Source organism: Kribbella sp. NBC_00382, from assembly GCF_036067295.1.
Taxonomy (GTDB): Bacteria; Actinomycetota; Actinomycetes; order Propionibacteriales; family Kribbellaceae; genus Kribbella.
The window spans coordinates 6,398,845-6,415,384 of record NZ_CP107954.1; the positions used below are offsets into that span (position 1 = coordinate 6,398,845).

At 66.2% G+C, this 16,540-nt stretch carries 12 protein-coding genes and 1 pseudogene; 6 read left to right on the forward strand and 7 right to left on the reverse strand.

What is annotated here, in order from left to right:
* Nucleotides 1-3: 3 nt before the first annotated feature.
* Nucleotides 4-1,629: a beta-N-acetylhexosaminidase gene (locus tag OHA70_RS30470; RefSeq protein WP_328323346.1), complete on the reverse strand. Its 1,626-nt coding sequence runs from the start codon at nucleotides 1,627-1,629 to the stop codon at nucleotides 4-6.
* A 208-nt stretch (nucleotides 1,630-1,837) separates the two neighbouring features.
* Here OHA70_RS30470 and OHA70_RS30475 point away from each other — a divergent pair, with 208 nt between their 5' ends.
* The 5 genes from OHA70_RS30475 to OHA70_RS30495 all read left to right on the forward strand — a co-directional run bounded on the left by OHA70_RS30475 (nucleotide 1,838) and on the right by OHA70_RS30495 (nucleotide 7,040).
* Entirely contained in the window at nucleotides 1,838-2,245 is a 408-nt protein-coding gene (locus tag OHA70_RS30475; protein WP_328323348.1) for a VOC family protein, read from the forward strand.
* A 28-nt stretch (nucleotides 2,246-2,273) separates the two neighbouring features.
* Nucleotides 2,274-3,152, forward strand: coding sequence for an alpha/beta fold hydrolase (locus OHA70_RS30480; RefSeq protein ID WP_328323349.1), 879 nt, complete (start codon nucleotides 2,274-2,276; stop codon nucleotides 3,150-3,152).
* A 31-nt stretch (nucleotides 3,153-3,183) separates the two neighbouring features.
* The gene (locus OHA70_RS30485; RefSeq protein WP_328323351.1) at nucleotides 3,184-3,807 is read left to right on the forward strand and encodes a type 1 glutamine amidotransferase family protein; all 624 of its coding nucleotides are present in this window, start codon (nucleotides 3,184-3,186) and stop codon (nucleotides 3,805-3,807) included.
* Nucleotides 3,807-4,262: a MarR family winged helix-turn-helix transcriptional regulator gene (locus OHA70_RS30490; RefSeq protein WP_328323353.1), complete on the forward strand. Its 456-nt coding sequence runs from the start codon at nucleotides 3,807-3,809 to the stop codon at nucleotides 4,260-4,262. Before OHA70_RS30485 ends, OHA70_RS30490 begins: the two co-directional genes overlap by 1 nt.
* Before the next feature lie 126 nt (nucleotides 4,263-4,388).
* Nucleotides 4,389-7,040, forward strand: coding sequence for a discoidin domain-containing protein (locus tag OHA70_RS30495; protein WP_328323355.1), 2,652 nt, complete (start codon nucleotides 4,389-4,391; stop codon nucleotides 7,038-7,040).
* Nucleotides 7,041-7,095: 55 nt separating this feature from the next.
* On the opposite strand, the gene hrpA is transcribed toward OHA70_RS30495, so the two are convergent.
* Nucleotides 7,096-11,220, reverse strand: coding sequence for an ATP-dependent RNA helicase HrpA (gene hrpA / locus OHA70_RS30500; RefSeq protein ID WP_328323357.1), 4,125 nt, complete (start codon nucleotides 11,218-11,220; stop codon nucleotides 7,096-7,098).
* 301 nt (nucleotides 11,221-11,521) lie between these two features.
* On the opposite strand from hrpA, the gene OHA70_RS30505 reads away from it, so the two are divergent.
* On the forward strand, nucleotides 11,522-12,634 hold the full coding sequence (locus OHA70_RS30505; RefSeq protein WP_328335325.1) for a hypothetical protein: 1,113 nt from the start codon (nucleotides 11,522-11,524) through the stop codon (nucleotides 12,632-12,634).
* Between the two features lie 201 nt (nucleotides 12,635-12,835).
* Here OHA70_RS30505 and OHA70_RS30510 read toward each other — a convergent pair.
* From OHA70_RS30510 to OHA70_RS30530, 5 genes and pseudogenes are all read right to left on the reverse strand, one after another.
* Nucleotides 12,836-12,937 (reverse strand): annotated as a pseudogene (locus tag OHA70_RS30510) (LLM class flavin-dependent oxidoreductase); the annotation flags it as partial.
* Nucleotides 12,938-12,963: 26 nt separating this feature from the next.
* Nucleotides 12,964-13,371 carry a universal stress protein gene (locus tag OHA70_RS30515; RefSeq protein WP_328323359.1) on the reverse strand — a complete coding sequence of 136 codons (408 nt, stop codon included), beginning with the start codon at nucleotides 13,369-13,371 and terminating at the stop codon, nucleotides 12,964-12,966.
* A 38-nt stretch (nucleotides 13,372-13,409) separates the two neighbouring features.
* The gene (locus tag OHA70_RS30520; RefSeq protein ID WP_328323361.1) at nucleotides 13,410-14,981 is read right to left on the reverse strand and encodes a tripartite tricarboxylate transporter permease; all 1,572 of its coding nucleotides are present in this window, start codon (nucleotides 14,979-14,981) and stop codon (nucleotides 13,410-13,412) included.
* A complete protein-coding gene (locus OHA70_RS30525) occupies nucleotides 14,978-15,490 on the reverse strand; it encodes a tripartite tricarboxylate transporter TctB family protein (RefSeq protein ID WP_328323363.1) in 513 nt (170 codons plus the stop codon). The genes OHA70_RS30520 and OHA70_RS30525 overlap by 4 nt, the downstream gene beginning before the upstream one ends.
* Nucleotides 15,487-16,482, reverse strand: coding sequence for a Bug family tripartite tricarboxylate transporter substrate binding protein (locus OHA70_RS30530; protein ID WP_328323365.1), 996 nt, complete (start codon nucleotides 16,480-16,482; stop codon nucleotides 15,487-15,489). The genes OHA70_RS30525 and OHA70_RS30530 overlap by 4 nt, the downstream gene beginning before the upstream one ends.
* Between the last annotated feature and the right edge of the window lie 58 nt (nucleotides 16,483-16,540).

A 16,540-nucleotide genomic window follows, 5' to 3' on the forward strand; every position in this document is an offset into this window, starting at 1 on the left:
TGCCTAGCGCCAGTTGATCTCAGGCGCGCGGTAGAAGTTGACGCTCAGCGCGTCCCACCGCGACGCCTGGGCGCCCAAGCGGTCCTTGTACGCCGTCCAGTCGAGTGCTGAGGCCTGCGACCAGCCCAGCTCGGCAATGCCCGGCAGACGCGGGAAGGCCATGTACTCGAGCTTGTCGACGTCATCTAGCGTCTCAGTCCACAGCGGCGCCTCGACACCGGCGACAGCGCTCTCCGGCAGGTTCGGGACCAGCGTGGACGGATTCCAGTCGTACGCCGTCTGCACCGAGACCAGACCGGCCCAGTCCTGCCCGTACGGCGTGTTTTCGTCGTACTTCATGTCCAGGTAGGCCCGGTTCGCCGGAGACATCACGACCTTGGCGCCCTGAGCCGCAGCCTTGCGAGCGAGTTCCTGCGACCCTGCGTCGTCGGTACCCCAGTACTGCGCGATGCTGCCGGCTGGCAGAACCGTGTCGCCGATCTCCTGCCAGCCCATCACCCGCTTGTGCTGCTTGGTGACCGCGGCGGCTGCCTTCGGTACGAACGTCTGGTAGTCCGAGTGCGGCGTGGAGTGCGCCTCGTCGCCACCCAGGTGGATGATGTCGCCCGGCGTCTGCTGTGCCAACTCACGGAACACGTCACCCAGGAAGCTGTAGGTGAGCGGCTTCGCGACGCAGAGGGAGCTGAAGCCGACGTCTGTGCCCGTGTAGAGCGGCGGGGCGACGCCGTCGCAGTTCAGCTGCGCGTAGGAGGCCAGCGCGGCGTTGGTGTGGCCAGGGGTGTCGATCTCGGGGATGACCTGCAGGTAGCGATCAGCGGCGTACCGGACGATCTCTGCGAACTGGGCCTTGGTGTACGAGCCGCCAGGGGTGCCGTTGACCTCCAGGCTGCCGCCGTACGTGGTGAGCCGCGGCCAGGAGTCGATCTGGATCCGCCAGCCCTGGTCGTCCGCTAGGTGCATGTGGAGCTTGTTGAGCTTGTAGAGGGAGGCGAGGTCGATGTAGCGCTTGACCTCGGCTACGGAGAAGAAGTGCCGCGACACGTCGAGCATGGCGCCGCGGTACTCGTAGCGAGGCGAGTCGGCGATCGCAGTACCGGGGAGGTTCCAGGGGCCCGCCTGGCGAGTCCGTGCGTCGGCCTTGGCGGGCAGTAGCTGGCGCAGGGTGGTCACACCCCGGAAGAGGCCCTCGGGGGTCGCAGCGGTGACGCTGACGCCTTTGCGGTCGACGCGTAGCTGGTACCCCTCGGCTCCGAGGGTGCTCGGACCGTTGGTGGACAGCTTGATGTCGGTGACGCGGGCTACGTGCGGTACGACGGGCAGCGGGTAGCCGGTGGTACGCCGGAGCTGCGAGGTGAGCTGGTCAGCGACCTTCTGCGCCGCACGCCGCTCCTTGGAGCTACTGGCGACACCGACGACGCTCCACGGCTTCAGGGAGTAGTCCTGGCCGGCCAGCGCCTGCTGCGAGGTCGGCTTGGGGATCAGCGCGGGTACCGAGGCTGCTGCCGGCTGAGCCGTGGCAGGCGTGGTGATGGCCATAACTGGGGTGGCTAGTAGGGGAGTCGCTAGCAAGGCAGCCGAAACAAGGCCAACCAGCGAGACCCGACGACGAGGGCGGGCGAGTCGTGTCATGACCGGAAGTGTTCGTCCGCTCACACCCGGAGTCAAGATCTTTCAGCAAACTCCCTGCATTACTCATCTGAATCTGTGACTGGTCAACGAGGCGTGTCGAAAGATGCGAAGTGTCGGTTGGACCTGCCATTGTTTGCGGCCGGGCCTTCTCCGACCAGGACGGGCCTGGCCGTAAATGGACTTTCCTGATCAGGAAGCTGGAGGACAGATGACTCAGGTGGCAGAGCAGCCGGGCACCAGTGCCGGGCGGCTCGGCTCGGTGGTGCTGGACTGCCCGGACCCGCTCGAGCTTGCCCGGTTCTACTCGACGCTCTTCGGTCTGGAGATCGACGAGCACGGCGACGACGAGTGGCGGAGCCTGACCGGCCCCGGCTCGACGCTCGGATTCCGGCGTTCTGAGGACTACGTACCGGCCACCTGGCCCGGTACGGACGCACAACAACTTCACCTGGACCTGGTCGTCGAGGACCTGGCCAGCGGTCACGCCACGGTCGTCGCCCTCGGCGCCGAACCCCTCGACCCGGTCGACGCACCCCCAGCGGAGAGCCACCGCGGCTGGCGCATCTACGCCGACCCGGCCGGCCACCCGTTCCGCATCTGCCTGGACAGCGTCTAGCACGATCGCATCGGGGTATCGGAGGTAGATGTTCGAAGGATTCGACAGCTTCGAGATCACTACCTCCGGTACTACGATCCGCGGCCGCACCGGTGGCGACGGGCCACCGGTGTTGCTGCTGCACGGCATCCCCGAGACGCACCTGATGTGGCATCGCGTCGCCCCCGGTCTGGCGGAGCACTTCACGGTCGTTGCGACCGATCTCCGCGGCTTCGGTGACAGTGGCAAGCCGCCCACCGATCACGACCATGCGCCGTACAGCATGCGGTCGCTCGCGCAGGATCAGCTCGAGGTGATGAACGCCCTGGGGCACGAGTCGTTCGCCGTGGTCGGCCACGACCGCGGAGCGAGGTGCGCGTACCGGATGGCTCTCGATCATCCGGAGGCGGTGGCCAAGCTCGCGGTGCTCGACGTGGTGCCGACCGGCGACGCCTTCGATCGTGCCGACAAGCGATTCAGCCTCGGCTACTGGGTCTGGTCGTTCCTGGCCGCGCCCGAACCTGTTCCGGAGACCCTCATCGCCGGAGCGCCGGATGTGGTCGTGAACCACATGCTCGACGGCTGGTCCGAGGTACCGGACGCGTTCCCCGCGGAGGTCAGGGCGGAGTACATCGCGAAGTTCCGTGATCCGGCGACCGTGCACGCGATCTGCGAGGAGTACCGGGCGGCGGCAACGCTCGACCACGAGCAGGACGCGGCCGATCGGCGGCAGGGTAGGCGGATCGAGTGCCCAGTGCTCGCACTGTGGGATCCGGGCGGAGCGGTCGGGACGTGGTACGAGCCACTGGAGATCTGGCGCGAGTGGGCCGATGACGTCAGTGGCGGACCGGTCGCCGCTGGACACTTCATGGCCGAGGAGGCGCCTGCGAAGACGACGAAGCGGCTGCTGGAGTTCCTGAGCCATTGACAACAGCTTGTCAAAATGACAAGCTGTTGTCATGTCTACGAACGAGCAACTCACCGTCCATCTGGCCGTCTATGACACGCTCGCCGACTGGGAGGTCGGGTACGTCAGCGCCCACATCAACAACGGGCAGTGGCACCAGGCGCCGGGCCGCTTCAAGATGCGGACGGTCAGCGCGGGGCTCGAGCCGGTCACCACGATGGGTGGGATGCGGGTGCTGCCGGACTCGACGCTGGCAGATCTCACGCCTGAAGACAGCGCGATGCTGATCCTGCCGGGCAGCGACATCTGGCCGACCGAGGCCTACGCGCCGTACGTCGAGAAGGCACGCGAGTTCCTGGATGCCGGCGTACCGGTGGCTGCGATCTGTGGCGCGACGGGTGCGCTGGCGATGGCGGGACTGCTGGATGATCGCGAGCACACGAGCAACGCGGCAGCGTTCCTGGACAGCCTTGGATACAAGGGCGGTGAGCACTACAAGGAGGAGCACTCGGTCACGGATCGCGGACTGATCACGGCAGGCGCCGAGGCGCCGGTCGAGTTCGCGAAGGCGATCTTCGCTGAGCTGGAGGTCTACAAGCCGCCGGTGCTCGACTCCTGGTACAAGCTGTACGGCGACCAGGACCCGGCCGGTTTCTACGAGCTGATGTCTGCCTGATGACGACTCAGCAGCGTCATCAGGAGCTGCTCAGCGCGGCGGCCCTGACGGCGTTCAAGCTGAACGGCCAGTTCCTCGAGCTGGCCGAGCACCTCGCTCGGCCGGCTGGATTGACCGCGACGTACTGGCAGGTGCTCGGCGCGGTCATCGGCGAGCCGCTGACGGTGTCCGCGATCGCCCGCGAGATGGGCATCACCCGCCAGGCCGTTCAGCGGACTGCGGACCTACTGGCGGAGCGCGGCCTCACGGAGTACCGGGACAATCCGGCTCACCGCCGCGCGAAGCTGGTGGCCATTACGCCCGAGGGGCTGGCCGCCAACCAGTCGATCGGCCCGCACCATGCGCGCCATGCCAAGGAGTTGTCGGACGCGGTCGGCGCCGATCAGCTGGCCGACGCGGTCGCGGCGCTGAGGAAGTTGTCCGAGGCGCTCGATGCCGTGGACCAAAGCGACTGAAGAAGTTCCGGAACCAGTCTGAGGGAACGTTCCCTTGACAGTCGGAGGCGCACGCCCCAATCTCTGAGAGAGCGCTCTCTAGACCTGCAGGATGCCGCCCCGTCCACTCTCCTGATTGGTTCCTCCATGCGCATTTCCAGATCGGCCGGAGCGCGCTCTCCGGCCTTCCTCAGGCGTTGGCTGATCCTGGTTTCAGCCGCGTTCCTGATCACCACGGCCCTTGTGATCGCGCCTGGCGGCAGAGCTCAGGCTGCCGCCACGCTGCTGTCCCAGGGCAAGCCGGTCACCAGCTCCAGTACAGAGAACGGCGGTACGCCGGCCTCGGCGGCCGTCGACGGCAACACCGCGACCCGCTGGTCCAGCGCCGCGTCCGACCCGCAATGGATCCAGGTGGACCTCGGGTCGACCTCCGCCATCAGCCAGGTCGTCCTCAACTGGGAGGCGGCCTACGGCAAGTCCTTCCAGGTCCAGGTCTCCGACAACGCCGGCGGACCGTGGAACTCGATCTACACGACGACCACTGGCATCGGTGGCGTGCAGACGCTCAACGTGACCGGCAGCGGCCGGTACGTACGGATGTCCGGCACCCAGCGTGGTACCGGCTACGGGTACTCGCTCTGGGAGTTCCAGGTGTACGGCGGTACCGACGGCGGCCCGACCGCTTGCGGGACGGCCAACGTCGCCCAGGGCAAGACCGCAACCGCGTCGAGCGTCGAGAACGGCGGCACCCCTGCCTCAGCCGCTGTCGACGGCAACCCCGGCACCCGCTGGTCCAGCGCGGCCACTGACCCCCAGTGGATCCAGGTGGACCTGGGCTCGACCCAGACGATCTGCCAGGTCGCCCTGAGCTGGGAGGCGGCGTACGGGAAGTCCTTCCAGGTCCAGGTGTCCGCTAATGCGGGTGGACCGTGGAACTCGATCTACACGACGACCACCGGCACCGGTGGCAACCAGACCCTCGACGTGACCGGCAGCGGCCGGTACCTGCGGGTCAACGGCACCCAGCGCGGCACCGGCTACGGGTACTCGCTCTGGGAGCTCGTCGTCCACAGCACCGATGGAGGCACCGGCCCGGTGATCCCGCCGACCGACCCGATGAACCCCGACCTCGGCCCGAACGTCGATGTCTTCACCCCAGCGACCCCGCAGGCGCAGATGCAGGCGCGGCTCGACCAGGTCGCAGCACAGCAGCACACCAACCAGTTCGGTGACCAGCGCAACGCGCTGCTCTTCAAGCCCGGCACCTACACGGCTGACGTCAACCTGGGCTTCAACACCCAGGTGGCCGGCCTCGGTCTGTCGCCTGACGACGTCAACCTCAACGGACACGTCCGGGTCGAGGCCGACTGGCTGCAGCAGGGCGACAACCCGAACAACAAGCAGAACGCCACCCAGAACTTCTGGCGTTCCGCGGAGAACCTGGCCGTCACCCCGCCGGCCGGCCAGATCGAGCGCTGGGCGGTCGCGCAGGCTGCGCCGTACCGGCGGATGCACCTGAAGGGCGCGCCGGAGATCCAGCTCTGGAGCGGTGGCGACGGCTGGGCCAGCGGTGGCCTGTTCGCCGACACCAAGATCGACAACCGGGTCGTCTCCGGCTCGCAGCAGCAGTGGGTGTCGCGCAACTCGGAGTTCGGCAGCTGGGCCGGCTCGGTCTGGAACATGGTGTTCGTCGGTACCACCGGCGCACCGCCGCAGAACTTCCCGAACCCGTCCCACACAGTCGTCGGCACCACGCCCGTGATCCGCGAAAAGCCCTTCCTGTACGTCGATAACGCCGGCAGCTACAACGTCTTCGTGCCGGCCCTGCGGCAGAACTCGTCGGGCACGAGCTGGTCGCACGGCCCAGCGGCCGGCACGTCGATCTCGCTGAGCCAGTTCCTGGTCGCCAAGCCGTCGACCCCGATCGCCACCATCAACGCGGCGCTCGATCAGGGCAAGCACCTGCTCTTCACCCCCGGCATCTACCACCTGACCGACACCATCAAGGTGACCAAGCCGAACACGGTTGTCCTCGGCATCGGAATGGCGACCCTCACCCCGGACACCGGCAAGACCGCCATCTCGGTGGCGGACGTCGACGGCGTCAAGCTCGGCGGCCTGCTGATCGACGCCGGCCCGGTGAACTCGCCGACCCTGGTCGAGGTCGGCCCGGCCGGTTCGAACGCCGACCACTCGGCGAACCCGACCTCCCTGCACGACGTGTTCGTCCGGATCGGTGGCGGCGCACACCTCGGCAAGGCGACGGTCAGCCTGCAGGTCAACAGCAACAACGTGATCGGCGACCACATGTGGCTGTGGCGTGCCGACCACGGCGACCAGGTCGGCTGGAACGTCAACACGGCGGCCAACGGGTTGGTTGTCAACGGCAACAACGTGACGATGTACGGGCTGTTCGTCGAGCACTACCAGCAGTACGAGGTGCTCTGGAACGGCAACGGCGGCAAGACGTACTTCTTCCAGAACGAGTTCCCGTACGACCCGCCGGACCAGGCTTCGTGGACCAGCGGTGGCGGGACGCGGGGCTGGGCGGCGTACAAGGTCGCGAACAACGTCACCAGCCATGAGGCCTGGGGAGTGGGCAGCTACTCGTTCTTCCAGGTCAACCCGGCGCTGGTCGTCGACCGCTCCTTCGAGGTCCCCGACACCGCGGGCGTGAAGTTCCACGACCTGGTCTCGGTCTCCCTCGGCGGCGTCGGCACCATCGCCAATGTCATCAACAACACCGGCGGCACCGCGAATGCGGCGACCCAGCAACGATATGTGGTGAGCTATCCCTAGCTATCTCTAGCTGAGCAGACGTCCGGAGAGCGCTGGCGGGCTCTCCGGACGTAGCTCACGCAGTCGTCAGGGCCTTGCGGATGCGCTTGTCCGAGACCGGGTACGGCGTACCGAGGGTCTGAGCGAACAGGCTGATCCGGAGTTCCTCGAGCATCCAGCGGACCTCGAGGAGCTCCGGGCTCGGGTACTTGCCGGTCGGGATCGCCTTGAGGCGTTTCTGGTACTCGTCGGTGAGGGTCTGTACCACCGCCATGCCGGACCGGTCGCGCATCGCGTTGGCGCCGATCTTGTCCAGGCGCTGCTCGATCCCACGCAAGTAGCGGGCCAGGTCGGGCAGCCGTTTGGCGCCGGCCTCGGTGATGAAGCCGCGATGGATCAGGCCTTCCAGCTGTCCCCGTACGTCCGACAGCGCGGCGAGCAGAGCCGGTGACGACGAGCGGGAGATCTGCTTGTCCACCGTCCGGGCATGGCCCAGTACCTGCTCGACCTGCTGCAGGATCGTCAGTACGGTGTCGGCCAGATCCGAGCGGACGGCGTCGCGGAGGAACGAGAACGCCGTGAGGTTCCAGACCGGGCCACCGGCCGCCGTCATCAACTGATCGACGGCCGCCGAGATCGCGTCGTCGAGCAGCTCGCCGACATTGCGGTGCGGGCCGGCCATCAGCGTCATCTTCTGTTGGTTGGTCAGGTTCCGTTGGACCACGTCGATCACCGAGGGCATCGTGAGCAGCAGCAACCTGCGCGTGCCGTTCCACATCGCTGCAGCCTGGTCGCGCTCGGTCTCCTGCAACCGGATGGCGACACTCTTGCCTTCGTCAACCAGTGCGGGATAGCCGGCCACGGTCAGACCGTTGCGGTGTTCGGAGAAGCTGCGCGGCAGATCGCCGAAGGTCCAGTCGGTCAGACCGGTCCGCTCCAGCCCGCTGAGCGCCTTGGATGCGACCTGCGAGATCGCCGCCTTCGTCTTCGGCTTCAGCCGTTCCTTCAGCGCGGCGAGATCCTTGCCCTCGGCCACTGTCTTGCCGTTGTCGTCGACGACGCGGAACGTCATCCGCAGGTGCTCCGGCACCCGCGACCAATCCCAGTCCTCGGTGTCGATCTGTACGTCGCGCAGGTTACGCAGCTCGCGCGCCATCGCGTCGACCAGCGGACCCGATGCCGGGTCGAGGAAGGGGAGGATCTGGCGGGCATGGTCGGGCGCCGGCACGATGTTGCGCCGGATTGCCTTGGGCAACGACTTGATCAGGGTGGTGACCAGCTCCTCGCGGAAGCCCGGCACACTCCATTCGAAACCGTCCGCGGTGACCTGGTTGAGCACGAGCAGCGGCAGGTGCACGGTCACACCGTCCGCATCCGTCCCCGGCTCGAAGGCGTAGGTGAGGTCGAAGGTCATCCCGTTCTGCGTCCAGGTGAGCGGGAACTCCTCCTCCTTGACCTCGGCGCCTTCCCGGACGACCAGCGACCGCTCGAAGTCGAGCAGGTCGGCGTCGCGCTGCCGCGCCGTCTTCCACCAGGTGTCGAAGTGCCGTCCGGTGACGACATCCGGCCCGATCCGCTCGTCGTAGAAGGCGAACAGCGTCTCGTCGTCGACCAGCAGGTCGCGGCGCCGGGTGCGCTCCTCCAGCTCCTCGACTTCCTCGATCAGCTTGCGATTCTCGTGGAAGAACTTGTGGTGGGTGTCCCAGTCACCCTCGACCAGGGCGTGCCGGATGAACAGCTCCCGCGACACTTCCTGGTCGACGGCCCCGTAGTTGATCTTGCGGTGGGCAACGATCGGTACGCCGTACAGCGTGACCTTCTCGTACGCCATCACAGCGCCGGCCTTCCGCTCCCAGTGCGGTTCGGAGTACGAGCGCTTGACCAGGTGCTGGGCGATACCCTCGGCCCACTCGGGCTCGATCTTCGCGTTCACCCGGGCCCAGAGGCGTGACGTCTCGACCAGCTCGGCAGCCATCACGAACTGCGGTGGCTTCTTGAACAGGCCGGAACCCGGGAAGATCGCGAACTTGGCGCCGCGGGCACCGATGTACTGGTGCTGGTTGGCGGGATCCTTCAGGCCGAGGTGGGAGAGCAGGCCGGACATCAGTGAGATGTGCACGGCTTGCGGATCGGCGGCCTCGCCGGAGTTGAGGGTGACGCCGATCTGCGACGCGACCTGGCGGAGTTGGGCGAAGATGTCCTGCCACTCACGGACCCGCAGATAGTTGAGGTACTCGCTGCGGCACATCCGGCGGAACTGGTTGCCGGACAGCTCCTTCTGCTGCTTCTTGAGGTAGTTCCAGAGGTTCAGGAAGCCGAGGAAGTCGGAGGTCGGGTCGCGGAAGCGCGCATGCGATTGGGTCGCCTGCGCTTCGGCATCGGTCGGCCGTTCACGCGGATCCTGGATCGAAAGCGCGGAGGCGATGACCATGACCTCGCGGACGCATCCGTGTTTGTCGGCCTCGACGATCATCCGGGCCAGGCGGGGGTCGAGCGGGATCTGCGCCAGCTGCCGTCCGACAGGGGTCAGGCGACGGGTGCGGTCTGACGCCTTGGCCGAGTCGATCGCGCCCAGTTCGGTGAGCAGTTGCAGGCCGTCGGTGATGCTGCGGCGGTCCGGCTCGTCGATGAACGGGAACGCGGCGATGTCACCGAGCCCGATCGAGGTCATCTGGAGGATGACGGAGGCGAGGTTGGTCCGCAGGATCTCCGGGTCGGTGAACTCGGGACGGCTCTCGAAATGCTCCTCGGAGTACAGGCGGATACAGATGCCGTCGCTGGTCCGGCCGCAGCGACCCTTGCGCTGGTTGGCGCTGGCCTGTGAGACGGGCTCGATCGGGAGGTGCTGCACCTTCGTACGGTGCGAGTAGCGGCTGATTCGGGCGGTACCGGGGTCGATCACGTACTTGATGCCGGGGACGGTCAGCGACGTCTCGGCGACGTTGGTGGCGAGCACGATCCGGCGGCTCGAGCCGTGCGACGAGAAGACGCGGTGCTGCTCGGCGTTGGAGAGCCGTGCGTAGAGCGGCAGGATCTCGGTGTTGCGCAGGTTGTGGTCTTGTAGTGCGTCGGCGGTGTCGCGGATCTCGCGTTCGCCGCTGAGGAACACGAGTACGTCGCCCGGGGCTTCGCCGGAGAGCTCGTCGACCGCGTCGAGGATCGCCTGGGTCTGGTCGCGGTCGAGCGTGCTCGGGTCGTCCGGGTCGTTGATCGGGCGGTACCGGGTCTCGACCGGGTAGGTACGGCCGGAGACCTCGACGATCGGCGCCGGCTCGCCCTTGGCGTCGGCGAAGTGCTCGGCGAAGCGTTCGGGGTCGATGGTCGCCGAGGTGATGATCACCTTGAGGTCGGGGCGGCGGGGGAGCAGCTGGCGGAGGTACCCGAGGATGAAGTCGATGTTCAGGCTGCGCTCGTGCGCCTCGTCGATGATGAGCGTGTCGTACCTGCTCAGGTCGCGGTCGCGCTGCAGCTCGGCGAGCAGGATGCCATCCGTCATCAGCTTGACCAGAGAGCGCTCACTGACCTTGTCGGTGAACCGGACGGCGTACCCGATCGTGTCGCCGAGCTCGGTGTCCAGCTCCTCCGCGATCCGCTCGGCCACCGTCCGCGCGGCCAGCCGGCGCGGCTGCGTGTGCCCGATCATCCCGCGGATGCCGCGGCCCAGCTCCAGACAGATCTTCGGGATCTGCGTCGTCTTGCCCGACCCGGTCTCGCCGGCGATCACGACGACCTGATGGTCGCGAATGGCCGCCGCGACGTCGTCCTTGAGCTGACTGACCGGCAGCTCTTCGGGATAGGAGATCTCCGGTACTGCGAGCCGCCGCTGCTCGACCCGTTGCTCAGCCTGCTCGATCCGCGCGCTGATGTCAGAGAGCGCGTTCTCGCGTTTCGCCTCCTCGCGGAGTCCCCGCAACCGCTCGAGCCGCCGCCCAAGCTGCTCCCGATCGGAAACGCTCAGCCCTTCGAGCCGCGCCGCCAACTCCGCGATCCCACGGGCCGCGGCACCACCGGCCGCGGCACCACCGGCCGCGCTGCCACCGGCCGCGTCACCGGCGGGGCGCGCGGCTCCCGTAGTACCAGCTACGTCAGCAGCACCGCTCGGCTTCTTGCGACGGCGGCGTGGACGCGGGCGGCGACCGGGATCCTGGACGGGACCGGTAGCTGGGGTGGGACTCTGCGATTCGGTCCGGGCATCAGGCATGTCACCAACCAGTTTAGGCGCCCCAAGCCAACTGCTCACCTCGATTTAGCCCGACCGAGGCTCAGGCAGACGAAGGAACCGCGATCGCCCCGAAAGAGGTCGCTTGCGCGGGAAATATGTGACTTACCTCACGAAATGCCTTTGGATGACGCTTTCCAAATAGCGATTTCATCTCGGTTTGTAGCGCAGTGGTTGCCAGGAAAAACGTTCGGGAATCATCTGGTCGAATAGTCCGGAGACTATCCCGGCGGCTCAAGTGCTTGTTTCATGTGGGTCTGGAAGGATTTTCTCGGAGGGGATCATGCCTGATACGCCTGTCGCCGAGAAGTTTGAGCGAACCGAAAAATTCGAGCGGACATTGCTGCACGCTGGCGGGATGGCGTTTGGCGCAGGGTTGCTGGCGGCGGTTCTGTATGCCATGCCTGGGCATTGGTTGGCGGGGTCCGGTGTGGTCGGCGCAGCGATCGTCGCTGCTGGTGCTGCCGTTGCCGTCGGTGGAGTTCTGGGATTCTTGTTTGGTATTCCAAAGACGTTGCAGTCCGACGGTCTGGACGGTGAACCTGTCCGCTACCTCGCGAACACGAATCTGGAAGATATATCGGACTGGTTGACCAAGATCATCGTTGGCGTCGGCCTCGTCCAGGTGACGCGCGTTCCGCGCGGACTCGAGCGGTTGGGTGAGTGGCTCGGTCCTCTATTCGGAGACAGACCGCATAGTGCAGCATTCTCGATTGTCTACGTCTGCTACTTCGCAGTGAGTTCCTTCCTCCTGCTCTACTTGTGGACGAGGTCGCGGCTGCGCGGGGTGTTGCAGGCCGCGGATGGCAATCTGACGGAGCAGATCGAGGACGCCTTGGCCGACATGGCGAACGCGAACGCGGCCGCCCTCTCGTTGACCGAACGGCAACTGAATGGGCAGACGCCGCCCAGTCGGGCCGATTTGCAGGCGGCAATCCGGGCCGCATCGCCGGACTGGCTGAACCAGATCTATCAACGCGCCGAAGGGCAGCGGCACGAGAGTTGGGCCAGCGACAAGGATGCGATGGCGCGGACCAAGCCGGTATTTCGAGCGCTGATTGCTATTGATGAAGAAGATGCGCCTTATAGCTATTTCGGCAGTCTTGCATTTACGATGAAAGACTCCGTGCCACCACATTATTCCGCCGCGATCGAAATGCTCAACAAGACTATCGAGATTCGTAACCGGACCAAGTATTCCGGGTTGGCCGGCTATGAATGGAATCGCGCGGTGTGCAGAATTCATCACAAGCCTGGTGAGGTCCAGGCCATTCTCGCCGACCTGAAAATTGCCCATGAAGAACTTCCGGCTGGTTTCTTCGATCCGAAGAGCGAGGATCCCGATTCCCGGGCTGTCGGTCAATGGCTCGTGGTGAAGAAGCAGGTTCTGGAGTGAGTCGGAACTGTGCGCTTGAGTCCGTAGCGGGCCGGTTTGCCGAGCGGTCAGCAGTCGCGGTAGACGGTAGCGAGTTCCACGCGGGTGATCGGAGGCTCGGGGCATGAGTGGGCGGTGGGGGTTTGCAGGCCGTCGAGGATGAGGGGCGAGGTGGCTCACCAGAGCTTGGCCGCGAGGTTCCGGTACGCGCTGGGCTGGTACGCCGGTCGCCGCGAACTCCTCCGGAAGCCAGCCGAGCGCGATCCCCAGGTCGAGCCGCCCGCCGGACAAGTGGTCGATCGTCGCCACCCGCCGGGCGAGCATGACCGGCTGCCCGGCGAGTCTGGCTGTCAGTCGTCGCGGGAGGTGGGGACCTTGACGGCGAGGACGGGGACGGGGGATTCGAGGAGGACTCGTTGGGCGGTGCTGCCGAGGATGAGCTTGCCGACCGGGCTGCGGCGGCGGAGGCCGAGGACGATCAGGGTGACGTCGTTCTCCTCGGCGGCGCGGAGCAACTCGTGGGCGACGTCGCCGGTGCCGACCGCCTGCTGGATCGTCACCTCGACACCGCGCTCGCGGAGGCGGGCCTCGGCGGCGTCGAGCTCGGCCTGGTTCGCGTACCGGGAGTCGACGTAGGCGTCGCCGCGGCTCGTGTTGAGCAGCAGCACGGAGGCTCCGCGCAGCTCGGCTTCGGCGGCTGCGGCCTCGAGAGCGGCCTCACCTTCGGGCGTCGGTACGTAGCCCACCAGAATCTTCACGAGGCCCACTCTCTCATCACCAGCTGTTGCCTCCGACATCAGTCGTCCTCACCGAAGGTCAGCCGGTCCCGGCTCGCCTCGGTGCCGCGGAGGCGGGCGACGATCCGGGGCAGGTACGGGACGAACAACGCCAGCACGGTCAGCACGATGATGATCAGGCTGAGCGGCCGGGTGAAGAACACGCTCGCGTCGCCGTTGGAGATGACCAGCGAGCGGCGGAACTGTTCCTCCATCGTCGGGCCGAGGATGACACCCAGGATCACGGGCGCGATCGGGAAGTCGAGTTTGCGCATGAAGAACCCGATCACCCCGATCAGGAGAGCCATCAGGACCTCGTAGCCGGAGCCCGACAGCGAGTAGACGCCGAGACACGCGAAGACCAGGATTCCGGAGTACAGGAGAGGCCGGGGGACCTTGAGCACCTGGACCCAGATCTGGATCAGCGGCAGGTTCATGATCAGCAGGATCAGGTTGCCGATGTAGAGCGACGCGATCAGCGTCCAGACGAGCGTGCCCTGGTCCTCGAACAGCTGCGGCCCGGGCTGCACGTTGAAGATCTGGAACGCGGCCAGCATCACTGCGGCTGTCGCGGAGGTCGGCAGGCCGAGCGTCAGGAGCGGTACCAGTACGCCGGAGAACGACGCGTTGTTGGCTGCCTCGGGGCCCGCGACGCCTTCGATCGCGCCGTCGCCGAACTCGTCGGGATGCTTGCGCCCGGCCTTCTTGGCTCGCCGCCGCTCGATCGTGTAGCTCAGGAACGTCGGTACTTCCGCACCGCCGGACGGGATCGCGCCGAACGGGAAGCCCAGGGCGGTACCGCGCAGCCACGGCGCCCATGACCGCTTCCAGTCGTCCTTGTTGAGGTACCCGGTACGCAGCCGGCCCTTCTCAAGTACTGCGGGCCGCTCCGGTGTGCTGCGCAACTTCGATGCCACATGCAACGTCTCGCCGATCGCGAAGAGACCCACGATGACGATCACCACGTCGACTCCGTCGAGCAACCGCAAGGTGCCGAAGGTGTAGCGCTGAGCACCGGACAAACTGTCGAGTCCGATCAACCCGATGAACAGGCCGACCGTCAGCGACAGCAGTCCCCGGATGAGCGAGTGACCCACCAGCGCGGTCACCGCGACCATCGCGAGCAACGTGATCGCGAAGTAGTCGGTCGACTGGAACTGGCTGGCCAGGTTGCCGATCGGCTTGGCCACGAAGGTCAGCAGCACGGTCGAGATCGTGCCCGCGATGAACGACCCGATCGCCGCCGTCGCCAGCGCTGCCCGCGCGCGGCCCTTGAGCGCCATCTTGTGGCCCTCGATCGCGGTTGCCACCGAGGCCGACTCGCCTGGGGTATTGATCAGGATAGAAGTGGTGGACCCGCCGTACATGGCGCCGTAGTAGATCCCGGCGAACATGATGAAGGCACCGATCGGGTCGGAGAAGTTGAAGGTGATCGGCAGCAGCAACGCGATCGTCAGCGCCGGCCCGATCCCCGGCAGGATCCCGACCAACATGCCGAGTGTCACGCCGACGACTGCCCAGAGCAGATTCATCGGGTGCAGAACGGTCCCGAACCCATGCAGAAGATCGCCGAACACGGCCAGAGAGATCACAGCCCCAGCACCCCCTCCGGCAGCGAGATATCCAGAAACTGCGTGAAGGCGATGTACACCACTACCGAGAGCACCACCGCCACGATGATGTCCCGCACCAGTTGCCGACTCCCCAGCACCCGAGCCGCCGCGTAGAACAGCAAGGCCGTCGCAATGATGTAGCCGAGCGGCACCACCAGAAACGCATACAAAACAAGCAGTACTGACACCGCAACCGGCTCGAACCAACTCCGATCGGCCTTGTCAGTGTCGCGGGGAGAGCGCAGTCCCTCGATCAGATAGCCGATGGAGAGCAGCAACCAGGCGGCCGTCACGAGTAGCGGGAAGAAGCGCGGACCGGCTGGGTCAAGCCCTTTGGGGCTGCGGATATCGAACACGCCCACCAGGAACGTGCCACTCAGCACCACCAGTACAACGGCCGCAATGAGCCGGACCATGCGCGACGCTTCGACATCAACCTCGGAAGCCTTCACTGTCTGAGCTTCGACGGGCTCTTCTGTTGTGCTCATATGATGCCCAGCTCCTTCAGCAGTGCCTCGACTCGGGTGGTTTCGTCGGCGATGAACTTCTTGGCGTCGTCGCCGGTTTTGAAGAAGTCGGTCCAGCCTTGTTTCTTGCGGATCTCGGCCCATTCGGGGGAGTCGTTGGCTTTGGTGACGAAGGCGATCAGGCGTTGGCGGTCGGCCTCCGGGATGTCGGGTGGGGCGACGATCGCGCGCCAGTTCAGGACCTCGGCGTCGTAGCCCTCCGACTTCATCGTGGGGAGCTGTTTGCCGTCGACCGACATCGGCTCGGTGCCCGAGGTGGCGAGGACGCGCATCTTGCCGGACTTGATCTGTTCCTCGAACTCGCTCAGGCCGGAGATGCCGACGGTGACGTCGCCGGACAGGATCGCGGCGGTCGCCTCGCCACCACCGGAGTACGAGATGTACTTGACCTTCGACGGGTCCAGGCCCGCGGTCTTCACCAGGGTGCCCGCGGTGATGTGGTCGGTGCCGCCGATCGTGCCGCCGCCCCAGCTGACCGAGGTCGGGTCGGCCTTGTACTTCTCCACCAGATCCTTGAGGGACTTCAGCGGTGAATCGGCCTTCACCACGAGCACTTCCTGCTCGGCGGTGATGGTGGCGATCGGGGTCGTGTCGGAGATGGTGATCTTGGACTGGTTCAGGGTCAGCGCGCCGACCATCACCAGGCCGGTGATCATCAGCGTGTGCGGATCCTTGCGGTTCTTGGTGACCAGCTTGGAGATGCCGACGGCACCGCCGGCGCCGGTGACGTTGACGACCGAGACCGACCGGCCGGGCAGGAAGTCGTCCTCCTGGATCACGTGCTGCAGCTGACGCGCGGTGAGATCCCAGCCACCGCCGGGGGCGGCCGGGACCATGATCTCGACGTTGCGGGACGGGAAGTCGCCGGCGACGCTGCCGCCCTCCAGGGCCGAGCAGCCGCTGAGCAGCAGGCTGACGGTCAACCCCGCGGCGACGATCACGGATCGTGGCATCTGGGTACCTCCTTGGAACCGGGCTTGGCGAAAAACTAGCAGCATTCCACCAGGGGGT